This is a genomic window from Micromonospora sp. NPDC047467 (assembly GCF_040643095.1).
GTDB lineage: Bacteria > Actinomycetota > Actinomycetes > Mycobacteriales > Micromonosporaceae > Micromonospora.
Genome location: NZ_JBEYTO010000001.1, coordinates 582128 through 597865, shown reverse-complemented (window position 1 = coordinate 597865; position 15738 = coordinate 582128). Strand labels below are relative to the sequence as shown.

15 protein-coding genes are annotated in these 15738 nt (G+C 71.6%); 4 read left to right on the top strand and 11 right to left on the bottom strand.

All coding sequences use genetic code 11. The features are described from left to right. Positions 1 to 58 precede the first annotated feature (58 nt). The 5 genes from ABZ780_RS02440 to ABZ780_RS02420 all read right to left on the bottom strand — a co-directional run bounded on the left by ABZ780_RS02440 (position 59) and on the right by ABZ780_RS02420 (position 5392). Positions 59 to 673 (bottom strand): dihydrofolate reductase family protein, encoded by a 615-nt coding sequence (locus tag ABZ780_RS02440; protein ID WP_357483314.1) that lies wholly within the window; start codon positions 671 to 673, stop codon positions 59 to 61. A 160-nt stretch (positions 674 to 833) separates the two neighbouring features. Then, positions 834 to 3110 carry a catalase/peroxidase HPI gene (gene katG / locus ABZ780_RS02435; protein WP_357483311.1) on the bottom strand — a complete coding sequence of 759 codons (2277 nt, stop codon included), beginning with the start codon at positions 3108 to 3110 and terminating at the stop codon, positions 834 to 836. Between the two features lie 23 nt (positions 3111 to 3133). After that, positions 3134 to 3562 (bottom strand): Fur family transcriptional regulator, encoded by a 429-nt coding sequence (locus tag ABZ780_RS02430; RefSeq protein WP_356999553.1) that lies wholly within the window; start codon positions 3560 to 3562, stop codon positions 3134 to 3136. Between the two features lie 255 nt (positions 3563 to 3817). Continuing rightward, positions 3818 to 4543: a YoaK family protein gene (locus ABZ780_RS02425; protein WP_356999550.1), complete on the bottom strand. Its 726-nt coding sequence runs from the start codon at positions 4541 to 4543 to the stop codon at positions 3818 to 3820. Positions 4544 to 4660: 117 nt separating this feature from the next. Continuing rightward, on the bottom strand, positions 4661 to 5392 hold the full coding sequence (locus tag ABZ780_RS02420; protein ID WP_357483308.1) for a TioE family transcriptional regulator: 732 nt from the start codon (positions 5390 to 5392) through the stop codon (positions 4661 to 4663). Positions 5393 to 5446: 54 nt separating this feature from the next. Here ABZ780_RS02420 and ABZ780_RS02415 point away from each other — a divergent pair, with 54 nt between their 5' ends. Next, the gene (locus ABZ780_RS02415) at positions 5447 to 7024 is read left to right on the top strand and encodes a DUF6194 family protein (protein ID WP_357483306.1); all 1578 of its coding nucleotides are present in this window, start codon (positions 5447 to 5449) and stop codon (positions 7022 to 7024) included. A gap of 9 nt (positions 7025 to 7033) precedes the next feature. Here the strand turns inward: ABZ780_RS02415 and ABZ780_RS02410 are convergent, their stop codons facing one another. After that, entirely contained in the window at positions 7034 to 7627 is a 594-nt protein-coding gene (locus ABZ780_RS02410) for a VOC family protein (protein WP_357483304.1), read from the bottom strand. 176 nt (positions 7628 to 7803) lie between these two features. Next, the gene (locus ABZ780_RS02405) at positions 7804 to 8337 is read right to left on the bottom strand and encodes a MarR family transcriptional regulator (protein WP_357483301.1); all 534 of its coding nucleotides are present in this window, start codon (positions 8335 to 8337) and stop codon (positions 7804 to 7806) included. 68 nt (positions 8338 to 8405) lie between these two features. On the opposite strand from ABZ780_RS02405, the gene ABZ780_RS02400 reads away from it, so the two are divergent. Then, positions 8406 to 9437, top strand: coding sequence for an LLM class flavin-dependent oxidoreductase (locus ABZ780_RS02400; RefSeq protein ID WP_356999539.1), 1032 nt, complete (start codon positions 8406 to 8408; stop codon positions 9435 to 9437). A 29-nt stretch (positions 9438 to 9466) separates the two neighbouring features. Next, positions 9467 to 10153, top strand: a complete 687-nt coding sequence (locus ABZ780_RS02395; protein WP_356999536.1) for an NAD(P)-binding domain-containing protein — start codon at positions 9467 to 9469, stop codon at positions 10151 to 10153. A 128-nt stretch (positions 10154 to 10281) separates the two neighbouring features. Here ABZ780_RS02395 and ABZ780_RS02390 read toward each other — a convergent pair whose 3' ends face one another. Beyond that, the gene (locus ABZ780_RS02390) at positions 10282 to 10995 is read right to left on the bottom strand and encodes a TetR/AcrR family transcriptional regulator C-terminal domain-containing protein (RefSeq protein WP_357483299.1); all 714 of its coding nucleotides are present in this window, start codon (positions 10993 to 10995) and stop codon (positions 10282 to 10284) included. Positions 10996 to 11110: 115 nt separating this feature from the next. On the opposite strand from ABZ780_RS02390, the gene ABZ780_RS02385 reads away from it, so the two are divergent. Continuing rightward, positions 11111 to 12094, top strand: coding sequence for an NAD(P)-dependent alcohol dehydrogenase (locus tag ABZ780_RS02385; RefSeq protein ID WP_357483296.1), 984 nt, complete (start codon positions 11111 to 11113; stop codon positions 12092 to 12094). On the opposite strand, the gene ABZ780_RS02380 is transcribed toward ABZ780_RS02385, so the two are convergent. The 3 genes from ABZ780_RS02380 to ABZ780_RS02370 form a co-directional block, all read right to left on the bottom strand. Then, positions 12081 to 12911: a hypothetical protein gene (locus ABZ780_RS02380; protein WP_357483293.1), complete on the bottom strand. Its 831-nt coding sequence runs from the start codon at positions 12909 to 12911 to the stop codon at positions 12081 to 12083. The two genes, ABZ780_RS02385 and ABZ780_RS02380, sit on opposite strands and share 14 nt — an antisense overlap. Further along, positions 12908 to 14005: a DUF916 domain-containing protein gene (locus ABZ780_RS02375; protein WP_357483290.1), complete on the bottom strand. Its 1098-nt coding sequence runs from the start codon at positions 14003 to 14005 to the stop codon at positions 12908 to 12910. The genes ABZ780_RS02380 and ABZ780_RS02375 overlap by 4 nt, the downstream gene beginning before the upstream one ends. A gap of 86 nt (positions 14006 to 14091) precedes the next feature. Further along, the gene (locus ABZ780_RS02370; RefSeq protein WP_356999522.1) at positions 14092 to 15585 is read right to left on the bottom strand and encodes an HtaA domain-containing protein; all 1494 of its coding nucleotides are present in this window, start codon (positions 15583 to 15585) and stop codon (positions 14092 to 14094) included. Between the last annotated feature and the right edge of the window lie 153 nt (positions 15586 to 15738).

Here is a 15738-nt window from a genome sequence, read left to right as displayed (position 1 = left end):
AGTCCCGGCGGTCACATCCCACGTCGGCGCGAAGGCGCGACGAGGCACGGCCGGGGAGCTATTCGCCGGCCGGGACCAGGTCCGTGACCTCGTCGTAGGTGACCGTCGCGGGCGCGTCGGTCGGCGTGTAGATCACGCGGATCGCGCCGGTCGGGAACACCTCGGTCGCGGTGACCCTCAGGTGGTACGGCGTGTCGCCGTCGTCGAAGAGCCGGCGGCCCTTGCGCGCCGCCACCGGGTGCACCAGCAGACGCAGCTCGTCGACCAGCCCCGCGGCGAGCAGCTGCTGCACCACGGAGATCGAGCCGGGGATGAGGATGCCCTTGATGCCGGCGTCGGCCTTGAGCGCGGCGACCGCGTCGACCAGGTCACCCTCGACCAGTTCCGAGTTGCGCCAGGTGAACTCCAGCGGCTGGCGCGAGACGACCACCTTGCGGACGTCCCCGAGCTGCTTGGCGAACCCGGCGTCCTCCCCGCCCGCGGCCTCACGTTCAGGCCAGGCGCCCGCGAAACTGTCGTACGTCTCGCGGCCGATGAGCAGCACGTCGGAGGTGTCGTAGTCCTCGCCGACGGCGCGGCCCATGTTCTCGTCGAAGTACGGGAAGTGCCAGTCGGGGTCGATCTCGGCCACCCCGTCGGCCGAGATGAACAGCGTGGAGATGACCTTCGCCATGGCGGTGCTCCTTCGAATCAGGTGATGTCAGCAGGTAGACCGCCACAGCATCCCAAACTCATCGACCGGACACCGACCTGTCGCGACGGCGCGTCACGACGACGAACGAGCCCCGGTCGATCGCTGAGGATCGACCGGGGCTCGTCGGTTGGGGCAGGGGTCAGGCCACGTCGAACCGGTCGAGTTCCATGACCTTCGTCCAGGCCGCGACGAAGTCGGCCACGAACTTGTCCCGCGCGTCCTGGCTGGCGTAGACCTCGGCGAGGGCCCGCAGCTGGGAGTTGGAGCCGAAGATGAGGTCGACCGCGGTGGCGGTCCACTTCACCTCGTCGGTGGCCAGGTCCCGGATCTCGTAGACGTGCTCCTCGGACTCCGACGCCTTCCACCGGGTGCCCGGGGAGAGCAGGTTGGCGAAGAAGTCGTTGGTGAGCACGCCGGGCCGGTCGGTGAGGACACCGTGGGCCGCTCCGCCGACGTTGTTCCCGAGGGAGCGCAGGCCGCCGATGAGGACGGTCATCTCGGGCGCGGTCAGGTTGAGCATGTACGCGCGGTCGATGAGCAGCACCTCCGGCTGGGTCTTCTCGCCGGGACGCAGGTAGTTGCGGAAGCCATCCGCGCGCGGCTCGAGGACCCGGAACGACTCGACGTCGGTCTGCTCCTGGGTGGCGTCGGTGCGGCCCGGCCGGAACGGCACGGTCACCTCGACGCCGGCGTCACGCGCCGCCTTCTCGACCGCGGCCGAGCCGGCGAGCACGATCAGGTCCGCGAGCGAGATCTTCGCGCCACCGGCGGAGTTGAACTCCCGCTGGATGCCTTCGAGGGTCTCCAGGACCGTCGCGAGCTGCTCCGGCTGGTTGACCTCCCAGCTGCGCTGCGGCTCGAGGCGGATCCGGGCACCGTTGGCGCCGCCGCGCTTGTCGGTGGACCGGAAGCTGGCGGCCGACGCCCAGGCGGTCGAGATCAGCTGGGCGGTCGTGCGGCCGGACTCCAGCACCTTCGCCTTGAGGGCGGCGACGTCGGCGTCACCCACGAGCTCGTGGTCGACGGCCGGCACCGGGTCCTGCCACAGCTGGGCCTCCGGGACCCACGGCCCGAGGAAGCGGTCGACCGGACCCATGTCGCGGTGCAGCAGCTTGTACCAGGCCTTGGCGAACGCGAGCGCGAACTCGTCGGGGTTCTCCAGGAAGCGGCGCGAGATCTTCTCGTACGCCGGGTCGACGCGCAGCGACAGGTCGGTCGTCAGCATGTACGGGATGTGCTTCTTCGACGGGTCGTGCGCGTCCGGGATGATCGCCTCGGCGTCCTTGGCGACCCACTGCTTCGCCCCGCCCGGGCTGGTGGTGAGCTCCCACTCGTGGCCGAAGAGGATCTCGAAGAACCGGTTGCTCCACTGCGTCGGCCGGTCGGTCCACGTCACCTCGAGACCGCTGGTGATCGTGTCCCCGCCCTTGCCGCTGCCGTAGGTGCTCAGCCAGCCCAGGCCCTGCGCCTCCAGGGGGGCGCCCTCGGGCTCGGGGCCGACGTGGTCGTCGGCGACACCGGCACCGTGGGTCTTGCCGAAGGTGTGGCCACCGGCGATGAGGGCGACGGTCTCCTCGTCGTTCATCGCCATCCGGGCGAAGGTCTGCCGGATGAAGTGCGCCGCCGCGAGCGGGTCCGCGTTACCGCGCGGGCCCTCCGGGTTGACGTAGATGAGCCCCATCTCGGTGGCGCCGACGTCGGCCGCCATCTCCTTCTCGGAGACGTAGCGCTCGTCGCCGAGCCAGGCGTCCTCCGGGCCCCAGAAGATCTCCTCGGGCTCCCAGACGTCCTCCCGGCCGAAGCCGAAGCCGAAGGTCTTGAAGCCCATCGACTCCAGGGCCACGTTGCCGGCGAGCACGAGCAGGTCGGCCCACGAGATCTGCTGGCCGTACTTCTGCTTGACCGGCCACAGGAGCCGCCGGGCCTTGTCGAGGTTGGCGTTGTCCGGCCAGCTGTTGAGCGGGGCGAACCGCTGGCCACCGTCGCCGGCGCCGCCACGGCCGTCCTGGATGCGGTAGGTGCCGGCGGCGTGCCAGCTCATCCGGATCATCAGGCCGCCGTAGTGGCCGAAGTCGGCCGGCCACCAGTCCTGCGAGGTCGTGAGGACCGTGGTGATGTCCTGCTTGAGGGCCTCGACGTCGAGCTTGGCGAACTCCTTGGCGTAGCTGAAGTCCGCCCCCAGCGGGTTGCCCTTCGGCGAGTGCGCGTGCAGCACCGAGAGGTCGAGCTGGTTGGGCCACCAGTCCCGGTTCGTACGCGGACGACCGCCGGTCTTCGGGGTCGGCGAGTCGATCGCCGGGTTCTCGCTCTCGCTGCCGTGCGCGGTCACGGAGTCGTGCGCAACGGGGCAGCCGGCCGCCGCCTTCTCATCCACGCCCTGGGCGCTGGAGGGACGGTTGTCCTGGGTGTCGCTCATGTACTTCCTTCCGAACTGGCGGATCACTGGGAGGTGCGTGCGGTCGCGCAGCCGGGGCAGGTGCCCCAGTAGACGACCTCCGCCTCGTCGACCACGAAGCCGTGGTCATCGGAGGCGGTGAGACAGGGTGCGTGGCCGACGGCGCATTCGACGTCGGCGATCGCGCCGCAGGAGCGACACACGACGTGGTGGTGGTTGTCCCCCACCCGCGACTCGTAACGGGCTGTCGCACGGGCCGGCTGGATGCGCCGCACCAGACCGGCGTCGGTGAGCGCGCGCAGCACGTCGTACACCGCCTGGTGGGAGATCGTGGGGTGGTCCGCCCGGACCAGCGCGATCACCGTGTCGGTGTCGACGTGCGGATGGTCCCGCAGCGCCGCGAGCACAGCCAGCCGGGGCCGGGTCACACGCATCGAGACCGCCCGAAGCTGGGCCTCGATGTCGGACGTCACGTGCAGACCATAGCCCGCTGTTTTGGAATAAATCAAGTTTGTCGCCGGCCTCGGCTCGCTCACGTCCCGCCCACCCAGCGGAGCGGGCCAACGCGGCCCGGTGGCTGCTGGACCGCGTTGCGGGCTGCCCGGCCGCTCGCGGGGCAGCGCCTGGAATCGACGCCCGATGGATGAGATCACCGGCCACCGAGGCTACGGCAGGGGCGGCCCCGCCCGGCCAGAATCGGCAGAACGTCCCCCGACCGGGCCTCCAGCTCAGGAACGACGGAGCGCGGGCGCCATTGCCGCCAGGACGAGCGTCGCCCAGACCGGCACCCAGAGGGGCCACTGCTGCGCCAACGTGCCGAGCGCACCCCCGACCACGTACGTGGCGAGGGTCAGCAGCCCGAGCAGTGAGCCTTTCCGGGCCTGCGACCGTTTGTTGCCCGGACCAGCGATCCAGCCGACGATCCGCTCCCCGGTCTTCGCGACGGTGCCCGACTGGTACGTGATGGTGGTGGCGACCCCGGCGGTACGCACGAACAGCGTCGCCAGGGAGCCCATGGCCAAGCCGCCGAAGGCAGCCAGCACCGCCCGGGACTGCGGGCTGGTGCGGCCGTACTCGAGGAGGACGTTGACCGCCGACCAGACCGCCACGGCGATCACGGTGGCGGCGAGACCGCGGGTCGCCGACCTACGGGGAGGGCCCATCGCTCGCAGTCGCGCCACCACCCCCGCACCGGCGCCGAACGCCACCAGTGAGGTCAACGCGGCCGGCCAGGCCGGGTGCCGCCCGGCCGGACCGATGCCGAGGAAGATCGCGTTGCCGGACTGGTTGGCGACGAAGACGCCGTAACGCAGGAACGCGAAGGCGTCGACGAGGCCGGCGATAGCCGTGGTCACCGCCAGGGCCAGGATCGGATAGCGGAACTCGCGGTAGGCGTCCTGCGGGTCGAGCTGACTCGGAGGGCGCGCTGGCTGCCCGGATCCAGTGCTGGCCATCGGATCTCCACTGTTGCGGGGCTTGCGGCGGTCCGTCTCGTGATTATCGACCTCCCGATACTCGATGCAGCATATAGAGCGAAGAGGTGGTATTCGCCCGGTTCGGACACCACCCGGTCACCCGGTGCCGGCGCCGCTGTCGAGGTACTCGGAGAGCCGGGCCGCGCCGTTGAGCATGGCCTGGCCGCGCACGGTGAGCCGGTGCCGCCACTGGCGCAGTGACGCGGCGAGCGGTTCCGCGCCGCCGGCGTCGCGCACCTGACCCAGGACGCCGGCGATGTGGTCGAGCCGGTACCCGCCGCGGCGCAGCAGGTGGGCGAGTTCGGCGTCACGGACGTCGTCCGGCGAGTAGAGGCGGTGGCGGGTCGCCGAGTCGCGCGCCGGCTGGAGCAGGCCGGCGCGCTCCCACTTGCGCAGGGTCGCCGGTCGTACGCCGAGCCGGTGCGCCAGCGCGCTGATCGGCACGGCACTGCGGCCCTGCGGCTCACGCTCGATCCCGACGAGGAGCGGGACCGCCGCCTCCACCGCGTCCAGGGTCTCCCGGTCACGTTGCAGCAGGGCGTGGCCGCGGTCGATGACCCGCAACGCCGTGTCGATCTCGCCCCGGTTGACCGCACGCATGATCTCGCCACCGGCCGCGTAACCGTGGCCGGGGATGAGCGCGAGGTAGGCGCCCAGCGCCAAGGCGTGCGCCTCGGTGAACCGGCGGTAGCCGCTCGGGCTGCGCTGCGCCAGCGGCAGGACCCCGTCTCGCTCGTAGTTGCGCACGGCCTGCGCGGAGAGGCCGTACGCCCGCGCGAGGTCGACTGGCCGACGTACCCCCGGGTTTGAAGGTTTTGTGGGTGTCATCGCGCTCAATCGCTCGGAAGTCTCAAACGGTGGTTCAACGATACGGTTGATGGAATGACGTTCCCACTCGACCTGCTTGCCATGCCGCCGGCCCTGCTCGCGCTCGGCGAGCCGACGCACGGCGAATCCGCCTTCCTCCAGATCCGCAACGAGGCCTTCGCGCAACTGGCCGAGAGTGGCTACCGGTCGATCGCGGTGGAGAGCGACCGGGCGGCGGGGCTGATCGCCGACGCGTTCGTCCAGGGCGACATCGGCGTGACGCTCGACCGCGCGCTCACCGAGGGCTTCAGCCACGGGCTCGGCTCCGCACCGGCCAACCGTGACCTGCTGCTGTGGATGCGCGAGTGGAACAGCGGGCGGCCGGCGGCCGAGCGCCTGACGTTCCACGGCTTCGACGCCCCGCTGGAGATGGATCACGCGCCGAGCCCGCGGCGTCACCTCGCCCAGGTCTGTGACTATCTCGGCTCGGGCCGCTTCGCCGAGATCGACGGCCTGATCGGCGACGACGCCCGATGGAGCGACCCGGCCGCGATCTGGGAGCCGGGCCGGTCGGTCGGACGCTCCGCCGACGCCCAGCGGCTGCGGGTGATCGCCGACGACCTGCTGACCGAGATGTACCTGCGGGCACCCCAGCGGCCCGAGGGTTGGCCGGCGGCGAACGTGGCGGCGACCAGCGCGGTCGCCCTGCTGCGCTACCACGCCGAGGCCGCCGCACCGCTCGCGCGGGAGGAACGCTTCGCCCGCCTGGCCCAGGTCCGGGACGCGCTGATGGCCGAGAACCTGCTCGCGATCCGCGCGACCGAGGCGCACCGTGGGCCGACGTTGGCCTTCGCGCACAACCGGCACCTCCAGCGCAATCCGAGCACGATGACCGTGGCCGGAACCGACCAGCCGTGGTTCGGTGCCGGCGCGATCGTCGGCGCGCTGCTCGGTGACCGGTACGCGGTGCTTGTCGGCAGCCTGGGCGCGAGCCCCGCGCTCGGCATCGACGCGCCCGCCGCCTCGACGTACGAGGGCGCGCTCCAGCGCCTGACACACCTTCCCCGGTACGTCCGCGCCGCCGACGTGGAGCCTGCCGAGACGAGGTCGCACGACTACCGGTACTTCCCGCTCGACGAGGCCACGATCGCGCACGCGGACGGGGTGCTGCACATTCCGACCGGCATCGACCCGGCGACGCTCGCCGATCGGATTCTCGCGTTGCCCGGCGCCGAGCAGCTCGTGGCGAGCGCCGAGAGCGGGGCACCGGAGGGCGCCTGGGGTGACCGCTTCTTCTACGTCGGCCCGGACCGCCGCCAGCCGTTCGCGACAATCGTCGAGCACGACGTACCCGGCTTCGACGAGAGCTCCCAGCTCGACCGGCCCGGCGTCTTCCGGCTCAACCTGGATCTGGGCCGAGCCGAGTTCGAAAGGCTGTTCGGCTTCGCGCCCAAGGACTTCGAGGCCCACCGCGACAGCTTCGACTTCGCGAGGCTGGACACCGTAATGCCGCACCCCGGCTACGCGCTGCACGGCTTCGCCAGCATCGTCATGCCCGGCCCGCAAATGTTGCCCCAGATCGACCGGCTGCTCGCGGTGGCCCACGCCCGAGCCGTCGACAGGCACGAGCGCGCCTCGCGCCGGCCGCGGTGACGGCACGGCTCACTCCGGCGGCTTGGCTCCCGACTGCTCGCTCACCATGTACGCCGCGTACCAGTCGGGCCAGTCGTCGTCCCTCGCGCCGGTGCGCTTCTCGTGCTCGCCGTGGGCGTCCGCCGCGCGACGGAGCGCGCTCGCCAGGTCGCTCGCCGAGCCGAACGACGTCAGGCCGCCCTCGACGCGGCCGGGCAGCCTGGTCGTGATCTCCTGCATCAGCCAGGTGTTGCCGTCCGGGTCACGGAGCGTGGCGCGCGAGAAGTAGCTGCGCCGCTCGGGATCCAGCCCGGCGACCGGGCCGTCCGGCCCGACATGGAAGATGTCGCCCACCTCGACGCCGACGCCGACCAGGGCGTCGCGGGCCGCCTCAAGGTCGGACACGATCAGGTACGCCGTGGACGAACCGGGCGTCGCCGCCGTGAGGCTCGGGCCGAACTGCACCGAGCATCCACTGCCGTGCGGGGTGAACTGGACCACGCCGGGCGGTGTCTGGTCGAGCCGCCACCCGAGGCGCTCGTAGAACGCCTTCGCGCGGTCGACGTCCGACACCGGTACGACGATCACCTCAAGCTTCGTGTCGAGGCTCTCGACGCTCGACATCCGACTCACGTCGGCCTGGGCAGCCTTCGGGCACATCGCAGCCTCCCTGGATCGAGTAGCGGCGTACCCGTCGCGCCGCGGCGCATGCATTCGCGGCGCGGCGGACCGAGCACGGTCGGCGATCCAGTCGGGCCGGGGAATTTCCGGAGCCCGCCCTCGGGGCCGGGTGTTCCTGCCTATCGTTCAGTGAGGCCGCGACCTCGCTGATCGAGATGCGCGCGAAGTGCCGCGGCTATCTCGCCGGCCGCGCGGAGCTGATCCGGCGTGAGAGCGTCGACGAAGAGTTCACGGATGGCGCGCAGGTGCGGAACGGTCGCCCGCCGGAAAGCCTCCGCTCCGCTCGGCGTGAGGAGCACCTCCGCCCCTCGGGGGACGGTCGGGCACTCCTGGCGGCGGATGAGCCCGCGCCGCTCCATCCGGCCGAGGTGGTGGGAGAGCCGGCTGCGCTCCCACCCGATGTGCGACGCGAGTTCGGAGGAGCGCATCTGCTGGTCCGGTGCCTCGCTGAGCGCGAGCAGGACGGCGTAGTCCCCCGGTGACAGCGAGGACTCGACCTGGAGGCGTGACGTGAGCTGGGAATTGAGTGCCCCCGTCGTCTCGATGAAGTCTCGCCAGATCCGTAGTTCCTCCGCCGTCGGCAGTTGGCGTCGCCGCCGCTCGGGTGTGGCCTCCGTCATCTGCTCCCCCGGAATTGACGTGTCAATCGCCACGTTAGCATCATTGACACGTCAACCGGCGAGACGCCTTCACGGCTGGTTCGACCGCAAAGGAGCACACCATGTCTGACCTCGAGTTCGGGCTCGACACCTTCGGCGACGTACCGCAGGACGACGCCGGCATGCCCCTCTCGCACGCCGCCGCGATCCGGCAGGTCGTCGACGAGGCGGTGCTCGCCGACGGGCTCGGCGTCGACGTCATCGCCCTGGGCGAGCACCACCGGCCGGAGTACTCGGTGTCGACGCCGGAAACGGTGCTGGCGGGGATCGCCACCCGTACGTCGCGGATCCGGCTGGCGTCCGGGGTGACAGTGCTGAGCTCGGACGACCCGGTCCGGGTGTTCCAGCGCTTCGCCACGGTGGACGCGCTGTCGCACGGCCGGGCCGAGGTCATCCTCGGTCGTGGCTCGTTCACCGAGTCCTTTCCCCTCTTCGGCTACGACCTGCGCGACTACGACACGCTGTTCGAGGAGAAGATCGAGCTGTTCGTGAAGCTCCTGGACGAGAAGCCGGTCACCTGGAACGGCACCCTGCGTGCCGCGCTGGACAACGCCGACGTCTTCCCGAAGACGGAATCGGGCCACCTGAACACCTGGGTCGGCGTGGGCGGCTCACCGCAGTCGGTCGTGCGTACCGCCCGCTACGGTCTCCCGCTGATGCTCGCCATCATCGGCGGCTCACCCGAGCGCTTCGCGCCCTACATCGACCTGTACCGCAGGGCGGCCGACCAGCTCGGCACGACCGCGCACCCGGTCGGGATGCACTCGCCGGGCTTCATCGCCGACACCGACGAGGAGGCCAAGGAGATCTACTGGCCGCACTACCGGATCATGCGGGACCGGATCGGTGCGCTGCGGGGCTGGGCGCCGATCCGCCGTGCCGAGTTCGACGCCGAGGTGGAGCACGGATCCCTCTACATCGGCTCGCCGCAGACCGTGGCCCGCCGGATGGCCGACGCGATCCGCGGCCTCGGCGTCGGCCGGTTCGATCTCATCTACACGGCGGGAGCGCAGCCGGTCAGTGCCCGGATGCGAGCGGTCGAGCTGTACGGCTCGACGGTGATCCCCATGGTCCGCGACATGCTGGCCAGCTGACCGGTCAAGTGCGTACCCGGAGGGAAGACATGCTCGACAACGGCCAGACCCTCGCCGTGCTCGGTGCCGGCAAGGTGGGCACCGTGCTCGGCCGGCTCGCCCTCGCCGCCGGCTACCGGGTGCTCATCGCCGGCTCCGGCGATCCGGCGAAGATCGCCCTCACCGTCGAGGTGCTGACGCCCGGGGCGGTCGCCACCACAGCGGTCGACGCGGCGGCCGTCGCCGACGTGGTCATCCTCGCCCTGCCGCTGGGCAGGTACCGCACCGTTCCCGCCGAGGCGCTGCGCGGCAAGCTCGTGATCGACGCCATGAACTACTGGTGGGAGGTCGACGGCATCCGCGACGACCTCACCGACCCGGGCACGTCGTCCAGTGAGACCGTGCGGGCGTTCCTGCCCGGCGCGCGGGTCGTCAAGGCGTTCAACCACATGGGCTACCACGATCTCGAGGAGGGGGCGCGGCCGGCGGGAGCGGCCGACCGCAAGGCCATCGCCATCGCCGGCGACGACGCCGCCGACCTCACCGCGGTCGCCTCCCTCGTGGACGCGCTGGGCTTCGACCCGGTCGTCGCCGGTGGCCTCGCCGAGGGCGTACGGCTCGAACCGGGTAGCGAGTTGTTCGGCGCCAACGTGAGCGCGGACGAGGTGCGTGCCATGCTCGACCGCTTCCCCGAGTCGGAGCGCGGACGGGTCATCGCCGCGGCGCGGGCCCGCTGACCACCGCGACACGAGGCGCCCGCCGGCCCTTCATGGTCGTGCTCGATCCAGGAAGTAGTGGCCTCCGCGTGCTGGGGATGCCACTACTTCCGCGTTCGAGCACGATCTCGCCAGGCGGCGGCGTTTGCTCAGCGGGGTGGGTGCGCGGAGGTCCAGCCCTGCCGTTGCAGCCGTTCGATGCCGTCCAGCAGCAGGTCCAGCGCGAACTCGAACTCGAACTGGTCGTCGCAGCCCTGCCCCACGACCGAGGCGTCGTCGTGCGACGCCGCCGTGGCGATCTCCGCGAGGTACGGGAACCGGAGCGCGACCTCCGGCGGCAGGGGCGCTGGCGGCTCCGCGTTGGTCGTGCCGGACCGGCCGGCGCGCCGGGAGTCGTCGAACAACTCCTGGCTGAAGCCCAGGATCCGGCTGCCCATCGCGTGCATCACGTGGTGGGTCAGATCGGCGGAGAACCCGCCGGCCCGGAGCGTCCCGACCATCGAGTCGAGGTAGGCGAGGACGGCCGGCGTCGCCATGTTCCGCGTATCGATCGCGAGCGGCGCCCAGGGGTGGCGCAGCAGCGCCCGCCGTGCGGAGAGGATGCGCCCGCGCACCACGTGCTTCCAGTCACCGGGTGCCGGCGGGTCGATCTCGGCGACGACCACGTCGATCATGCCGTCGAGCAACTCGTCCTTGTTGGCCACGTGCTTGTAGAGGGCCATCGGCACGACCCCGAGGTCCTTGGCGAGGTTGCGCATGCTCAAGGACTCGATCCCGGCCTCGTCGGCGAGCGCGACGGCGGCGCGCAGGATCCGATCCCTGCTCAGCGGCGTCCGGCGCAGCATCTCCACCTGCTCAGCCATCTCGATCCTCGTCTTCCGGCGGCGGTAGAAACCATAACCGCATTGACTGGTGTACGGCGTACACCTACGCTGTCGGTATCAAGGTGTACGCCGTACACCTGAGAGGGAGGCGAAGATGAAGGCGATCGTCCAGGACCGGTACGGCCCGCCGGAGACGCTCCAACTCGCGGACGTCGACATGCCGGTGCCCGCCGACGACGAGGTGCTCGTGCGGGTCGAGGCCGCCGCGCTCAACGCGTACGACTGGCACATCATGCGGGGCGAGCCACGGATGGCGCGGTTGGCCATGGGCGGGTCACGGCCCCGCGCGCGAATCCGTGGCCGCGACTTCGCCGGCCGCGTCGAGGCGGTCGGCGCCGACGTTGGACAGGTCCGCCCGGGCGACGCCGTCTTCGGCGATCTCGGCGACGCCAACGGCGCCTTCGCCGAGTACGTGTGCGTGCCCGCGAACCTGGTCGCACCGACCCCGGCGAACCTGACACCGCAGCAGGCCGCCGCGCTGCCGCTGGCCGGCGTCACCGCGCTCATGGGACTGTGCGATGTCGCGCAGGTCCAGCCAGGGCACCGTGTCCTCGTCAACGGCGCCTCCGGCGGTGTCGGCACCCTCGCCGTGCAACTGGCCAAGGCGCTCGGCGCGACCGTGACCGGGGTGTGCAGCACCCGCAACGTCGACCTGGTCCGCGCTCTCGGCGCCGACCACATCGTCGACTACACGCGCGACGACTTCACCCACGACGCACGCCGACACGACGTCGTGTTCGACCTGGTCGGCAACCGCTCACTCACCGCGCTCCGGCGGGCGCTCACCCCGACCGGGACGCTGGTGCTCTCCGGCGGCGGGGTCTACCACGGCAGAAGCCTCGTCGGACCGGTCTGGCTCCTCGCTCGCGGACGGCTGCTGGCGCCGTTCGTCCGGCAGCGCATCGTCACCCTCACCGCGGCCCCCAGCCGGCAGCACCTCGAATCGCTGCGCGCCCACGCCGAGGCCGGCCGCCTCACGCCGATCGTCGACCGGACCTATCCGCTCCACGAGGTGCCCGACGCCATCCGGTACCTCGAAGGTGAACACGCCCGGGCGAAAGTGGTCATCTCCGTCTGACACGCCGGCCGGCGCCGGCGAGCAGCAGAGCGGGCAGCGCCACCGGCACCGCGAGCAGACCCCACGGGTGCCGCGTGGTGGCCACCACGAAGGGCAGCGGCCCGGCCGCGGGCTCGATCAGTCCGTGCACCTCGTACCGGCCCATGGTCGTCACGCTCAGCGGCACCCGGATCACGTAGTCACGGCTCTGCCCGGCGGGGACGGTACCGACGGGCGGGGCGGCCACCATCGTGTGCACCCGCCCGGGGCGGCCGGCGAGCACCGTGACCGGTGGCTCGATCACGTCGACGGAGCCCGGGTTGTGCAGGGTGAGCCGCACGGTCATCTCGCCGGGCAGGCCGAACCAGCCGCCCACCCCGGACTCGTCCACCGCGTGCAGGCCGGCCAGGGTCAGCACCGCCGGCCCGGTCGTCACGGCGGCCGGAGTGGATACGCCCGCCAGCGGCAGAGCCACCGTGGCGGTGGTCGCGCCAGTCGGGGTCCGTACGCGCAGCAGACAGGGGCAGGCGACCGGCGGCGCGGCGAGCAACACCGGCACCCGGGCGCTGCCGGTGGCCCGCACCTGGCCGTCGGTGGCCCGCTCCGTCGCGCAGTCGAGCGCGCCCCGACGGCCCTCGTTGCCGCAGACCTCGATCTGGACCACGCCGGCCGGCCAACCGTCGAGCGCCACCAGCACCCGGTCTCCCACCCGGTGGGTCCCCTCGGGCAGCGCCACGCGGGGCTGAACGTCAGGTGCCCGGTCGGTGCCGAGGGCCGACCCGGTGGACGACAGCAGGACGGCGACGACAGAGACGACGAGCAGGGCAAGCCGCTTCACGACGTGCCGCTGAGCGGCTCAGCACCGCGCGGGTCGCCACCGCGCGGCTCAGCAGCGGTCGGTGCCCTGCTCGCGGACGGCGATGCGGTGGTCGTGGACGCCGGGCGGGTGGCGGAGCGGCGACGCCAGCGCCGTACGCCGAACCAGCCGACCGCCGTGGCGAGCAGGGCGATGAGCAGCCACGGGGGTGCCCAGACGCCCGCCGTGCGGAGCACCGGAGGTAGCGCGGTGTCGGTGGTGGTCGGGGCGAGGTCCACAGTGGCGGACAAGCGCAGTGTCGGCGGAACCCCGGTGATCCGTTCGGTCACCGCGAAGGTGGCGCCGGGCAGCAACTCCGGTAGGTCCACGGGGGCGGTCCGGGCGAGTTCCCAGCCGAAGGGCCCGTCGACGATGACCGAGCCCGTTCCGCCGACCCGAACATTGCCGGTGTTGCGCAGCAGGTAGCTGACCGTCAGGTCGCCGCCGCCGAGCGGGTTGACCGGATTGTCGTACGCCACCGTGACCGACTCGACGGCGACGGCGGGTCGCACCTCCCCGGTCACCCGGAGGTAGACCCGGGCCGCGAGCCGCTGGTCCATTCGGACCCGCTGACCGTCGGCGGTGGTGCCGGCCTGCCACAGGGAGGCGATCATCCCACCGGCGTGGTCGCCCGGGGAGGCGTTCTTCGGCACGGTCAGCCGGAACGGGATGTCGGCCCGCTTGCCGGGCGGCACCGTCCAGCGACGCTGCTCCAGGCGCATCCAGGAGCCCACGTCCACGGCGGCCTGGTCGGCGGGGAGCAGGGCGAACGCGCCGTCGGTCGTGGTGTGGGCGTCGGTGCCGTACACGTCGAAGGTGAGCGGCCGATCGCTCAGGTTGGTGACGCCGAGATGGTCGGTGAGCGTGCTGCCGGGTGTCAGGTCGTAGATGAAGTAGTTGCGTCCGGTGGGCCCGTCGGGGCTGGACGGCTGTACCGCCCACCGCGCGACCGAGTTGCCGGCGGCCGGAGCAGGGGTGGGGCTCGGTGCGGCGACGGCCAGCGAGGCCGGGACCGTCACGGCCAGCACGGCGACGAGCGCGGCGCAGGTCCGGGACAGGGCGGTGGTGCGAGGCATGGGTGCGGCTCCGGGGTGTTACCAGGTGCGGTCGGGCCGGTGGGGCGGGACGGGGAGTTCCCGCCCCACCGGCTACCGACGCTGACCTAGGAGAGGGTCAGGGTGAGGGTCGCGGCGTAGTCGCCGGCCGTGGCCGACGCCGGGATCCCCAGGTTGAGCTGGGCACCGCAGTTGAAGGTGCCGTTGCTCGTGCCGGTGGGCGAGGTGCAGAGCGCACGCGCCCCACCCAGGCCGGCACCGGGTGCGGCGGTCGCACCCGGGGTGACCACACCGGGCGTACCACCCAGGGGGTCGGCGACCACGCTGGCGCTCGGCACCCAGCCCAGGTTGTCGGCGGCGATGCTGCCGCCGGCCGAGGTGAAGTCGGAGACCTGACCGACCAGGCTCCAGCCGGCGTTGGTGCCGCGCAGGTCCGCCACCGTGGCGGCGTGCAGCGCCCCGCTGGCGACCTGGCCGTTGCTCACCGCGGGCAGGGCGACCGTGTCACCGGCCACACCGAGGGTCAGCGGGCCGCCGGTGACGGTGGCGGTGATCCGCTGACTGGCGTTCGCGCCGCCCGAACCACCGCCGGCGAAGGTGACCGGGGTGAAGGTGTCCTGGCTGCGGTCGGCCGAGCCGCGGGCGGCGAAGGTGATCACGTAGCACTGCACGGCGATGCAGTCGACCTCCTCACCGGTACGGGCGGTGTAGGCCGCGCTGACCGACAGGGTGGTGTTGAAGGTGCCGTCGGCGTTGAGCCGGTCCCGGGCGTCGGTCGGCTCGTTGGTCTTGTTCACCCACTTGGTGGTCTGCAGGATTCCCGCGTTGGCCCAGTGCTCGGCGACCTTCGGTCCGAAGGAGACGTAGAAGCCGGCCGCGCCGTTGGCCTCCGGGTCGAAGCCGCTGCCCCGCACGGTGATGGTCGACCCGTTCGGGTCGAGCCCGCCGGGCGGGGTGACGGTGACCGCCGGGCCGGCCGGTTCGGCATCGCCCGTGGTGAAGGTGAACGACAGCGGGTCGAGCGCCTCGCCGGCGGCGTAGAAGCCGTTGAAGGCGCTGGCACCCGCGGCGGTCAGCGTGGCCGCCAGGTTGGTGCCGGTCACCGTACCGCCACTGCTGGCGGGGTTGCCGGCGATGGTGGCGATGGTGGCCTGGTGGACCGAGACCGGCTCGACCTCGTTGGTGACCAGTTCCACGTCGGCCTTCAACTCGGCGGAGCCGCCGGAGACGGAGACCGTCGGGTTGGCCAGGGTGATGGTGAAGAAGTGCGCCGGGTAGGAGAAGACGACCTTCCCGCCGTACTCGGCGGTGATCGCCCCGGTGGCGGGGTCGTGGGTGCCACCCGTCGACGGGAAGGTGAAGGTCCCGTCGGCCTTGATGGTGGCGCCGTCACTCGCCGCGAGCGGCGGATTCCCGTTGCCGGTCTTCACGTAGCTGCGGAACGACGACTTGAAACCCCAGTTCAGGCTGCCTCCGGTGATCTCGGCCTCGGCCGCCGAGGCGGGGCCGGCCCCTACGAGGGCGGCCGACGCGCCGAGGGCGACGATTGCCGCCCACAGCATCGACCGGCGCCAGGCGGTACCGGCTCTGGATCGGACCATGTTGTTTCCCTTCACGGAACGCACTGCGGACCCGCAAAGGTTAGGCAAACCTAACTAAGTACACCCTCACTCGTTCGGCTAAAAGATCTTCATCCGAAGAACCCCTTGTGACCTGCACGTTTCTAACTTAGGTTAGCCAAACCTTAGCTAGTT

Bases quoted from the DNA above. Each gene is read 5' to 3' on its own strand.
- ABZ780_RS02390 (WP_357483299.1), bottom strand. From the start codon at position 10,995: ATGGCTGAGCAGGTGGAGATGCTGCGCCGGACGCCGCTGAGCAGGGAT.
- ABZ780_RS02440 (WP_357483314.1), bottom strand. From the start codon at position 673: ATGGCGAAGGTCATCTCCACGCTGTTCATCTCGGCCGACGGGGTGGCC.
- ABZ780_RS02385 (WP_357483296.1), top strand. From the start codon at position 11,111: ATGAAGGCGATCGTCCAGGACCGGTACGGCCCGCCGGAGACGCTCCAA.
- ABZ780_RS02395 (WP_356999536.1), top strand. From the start codon at position 9,467: ATGCTCGACAACGGCCAGACCCTCGCCGTGCTCGGTGCCGGCAAGGTG.
- ABZ780_RS02410 (WP_357483304.1), bottom strand. From the start codon at position 7,627: ATGTCGAGCGTCGAGAGCCTCGACACGAAGCTTGAGGTGATCGTCGTA.
- ABZ780_RS02400 (WP_356999539.1), top strand. From the start codon at position 8,406: ATGTCTGACCTCGAGTTCGGGCTCGACACCTTCGGCGACGTACCGCAG.
- katG (WP_357483311.1), bottom strand. From the start codon at position 3,110: ATGAGCGACACCCAGGACAACCGTCCCTCCAGCGCCCAGGGCGTGGAT.
- ABZ780_RS02420 (WP_357483308.1), bottom strand. From the start codon at position 5,392: ATGACACCCACAAAACCTTCAAACCCGGGGGTACGTCGGCCAGTCGAC.
- ABZ780_RS02375 (WP_357483290.1), bottom strand. From the start codon at position 14,005: ATGCCTCGCACCACCGCCCTGTCCCGGACCTGCGCCGCGCTCGTCGCC.
- ABZ780_RS02425 (WP_356999550.1), bottom strand. From the start codon at position 4,543: ATGGCCAGCACTGGATCCGGGCAGCCAGCGCGCCCTCCGAGTCAGCTC.
- ABZ780_RS02415 (WP_357483306.1), top strand. From the start codon at position 5,447: ATGACGTTCCCACTCGACCTGCTTGCCATGCCGCCGGCCCTGCTCGCG.
- ABZ780_RS02370 (WP_356999522.1), bottom strand. From the start codon at position 15,585: ATGGTCCGATCCAGAGCCGGTACCGCCTGGCGCCGGTCGATGCTGTGG.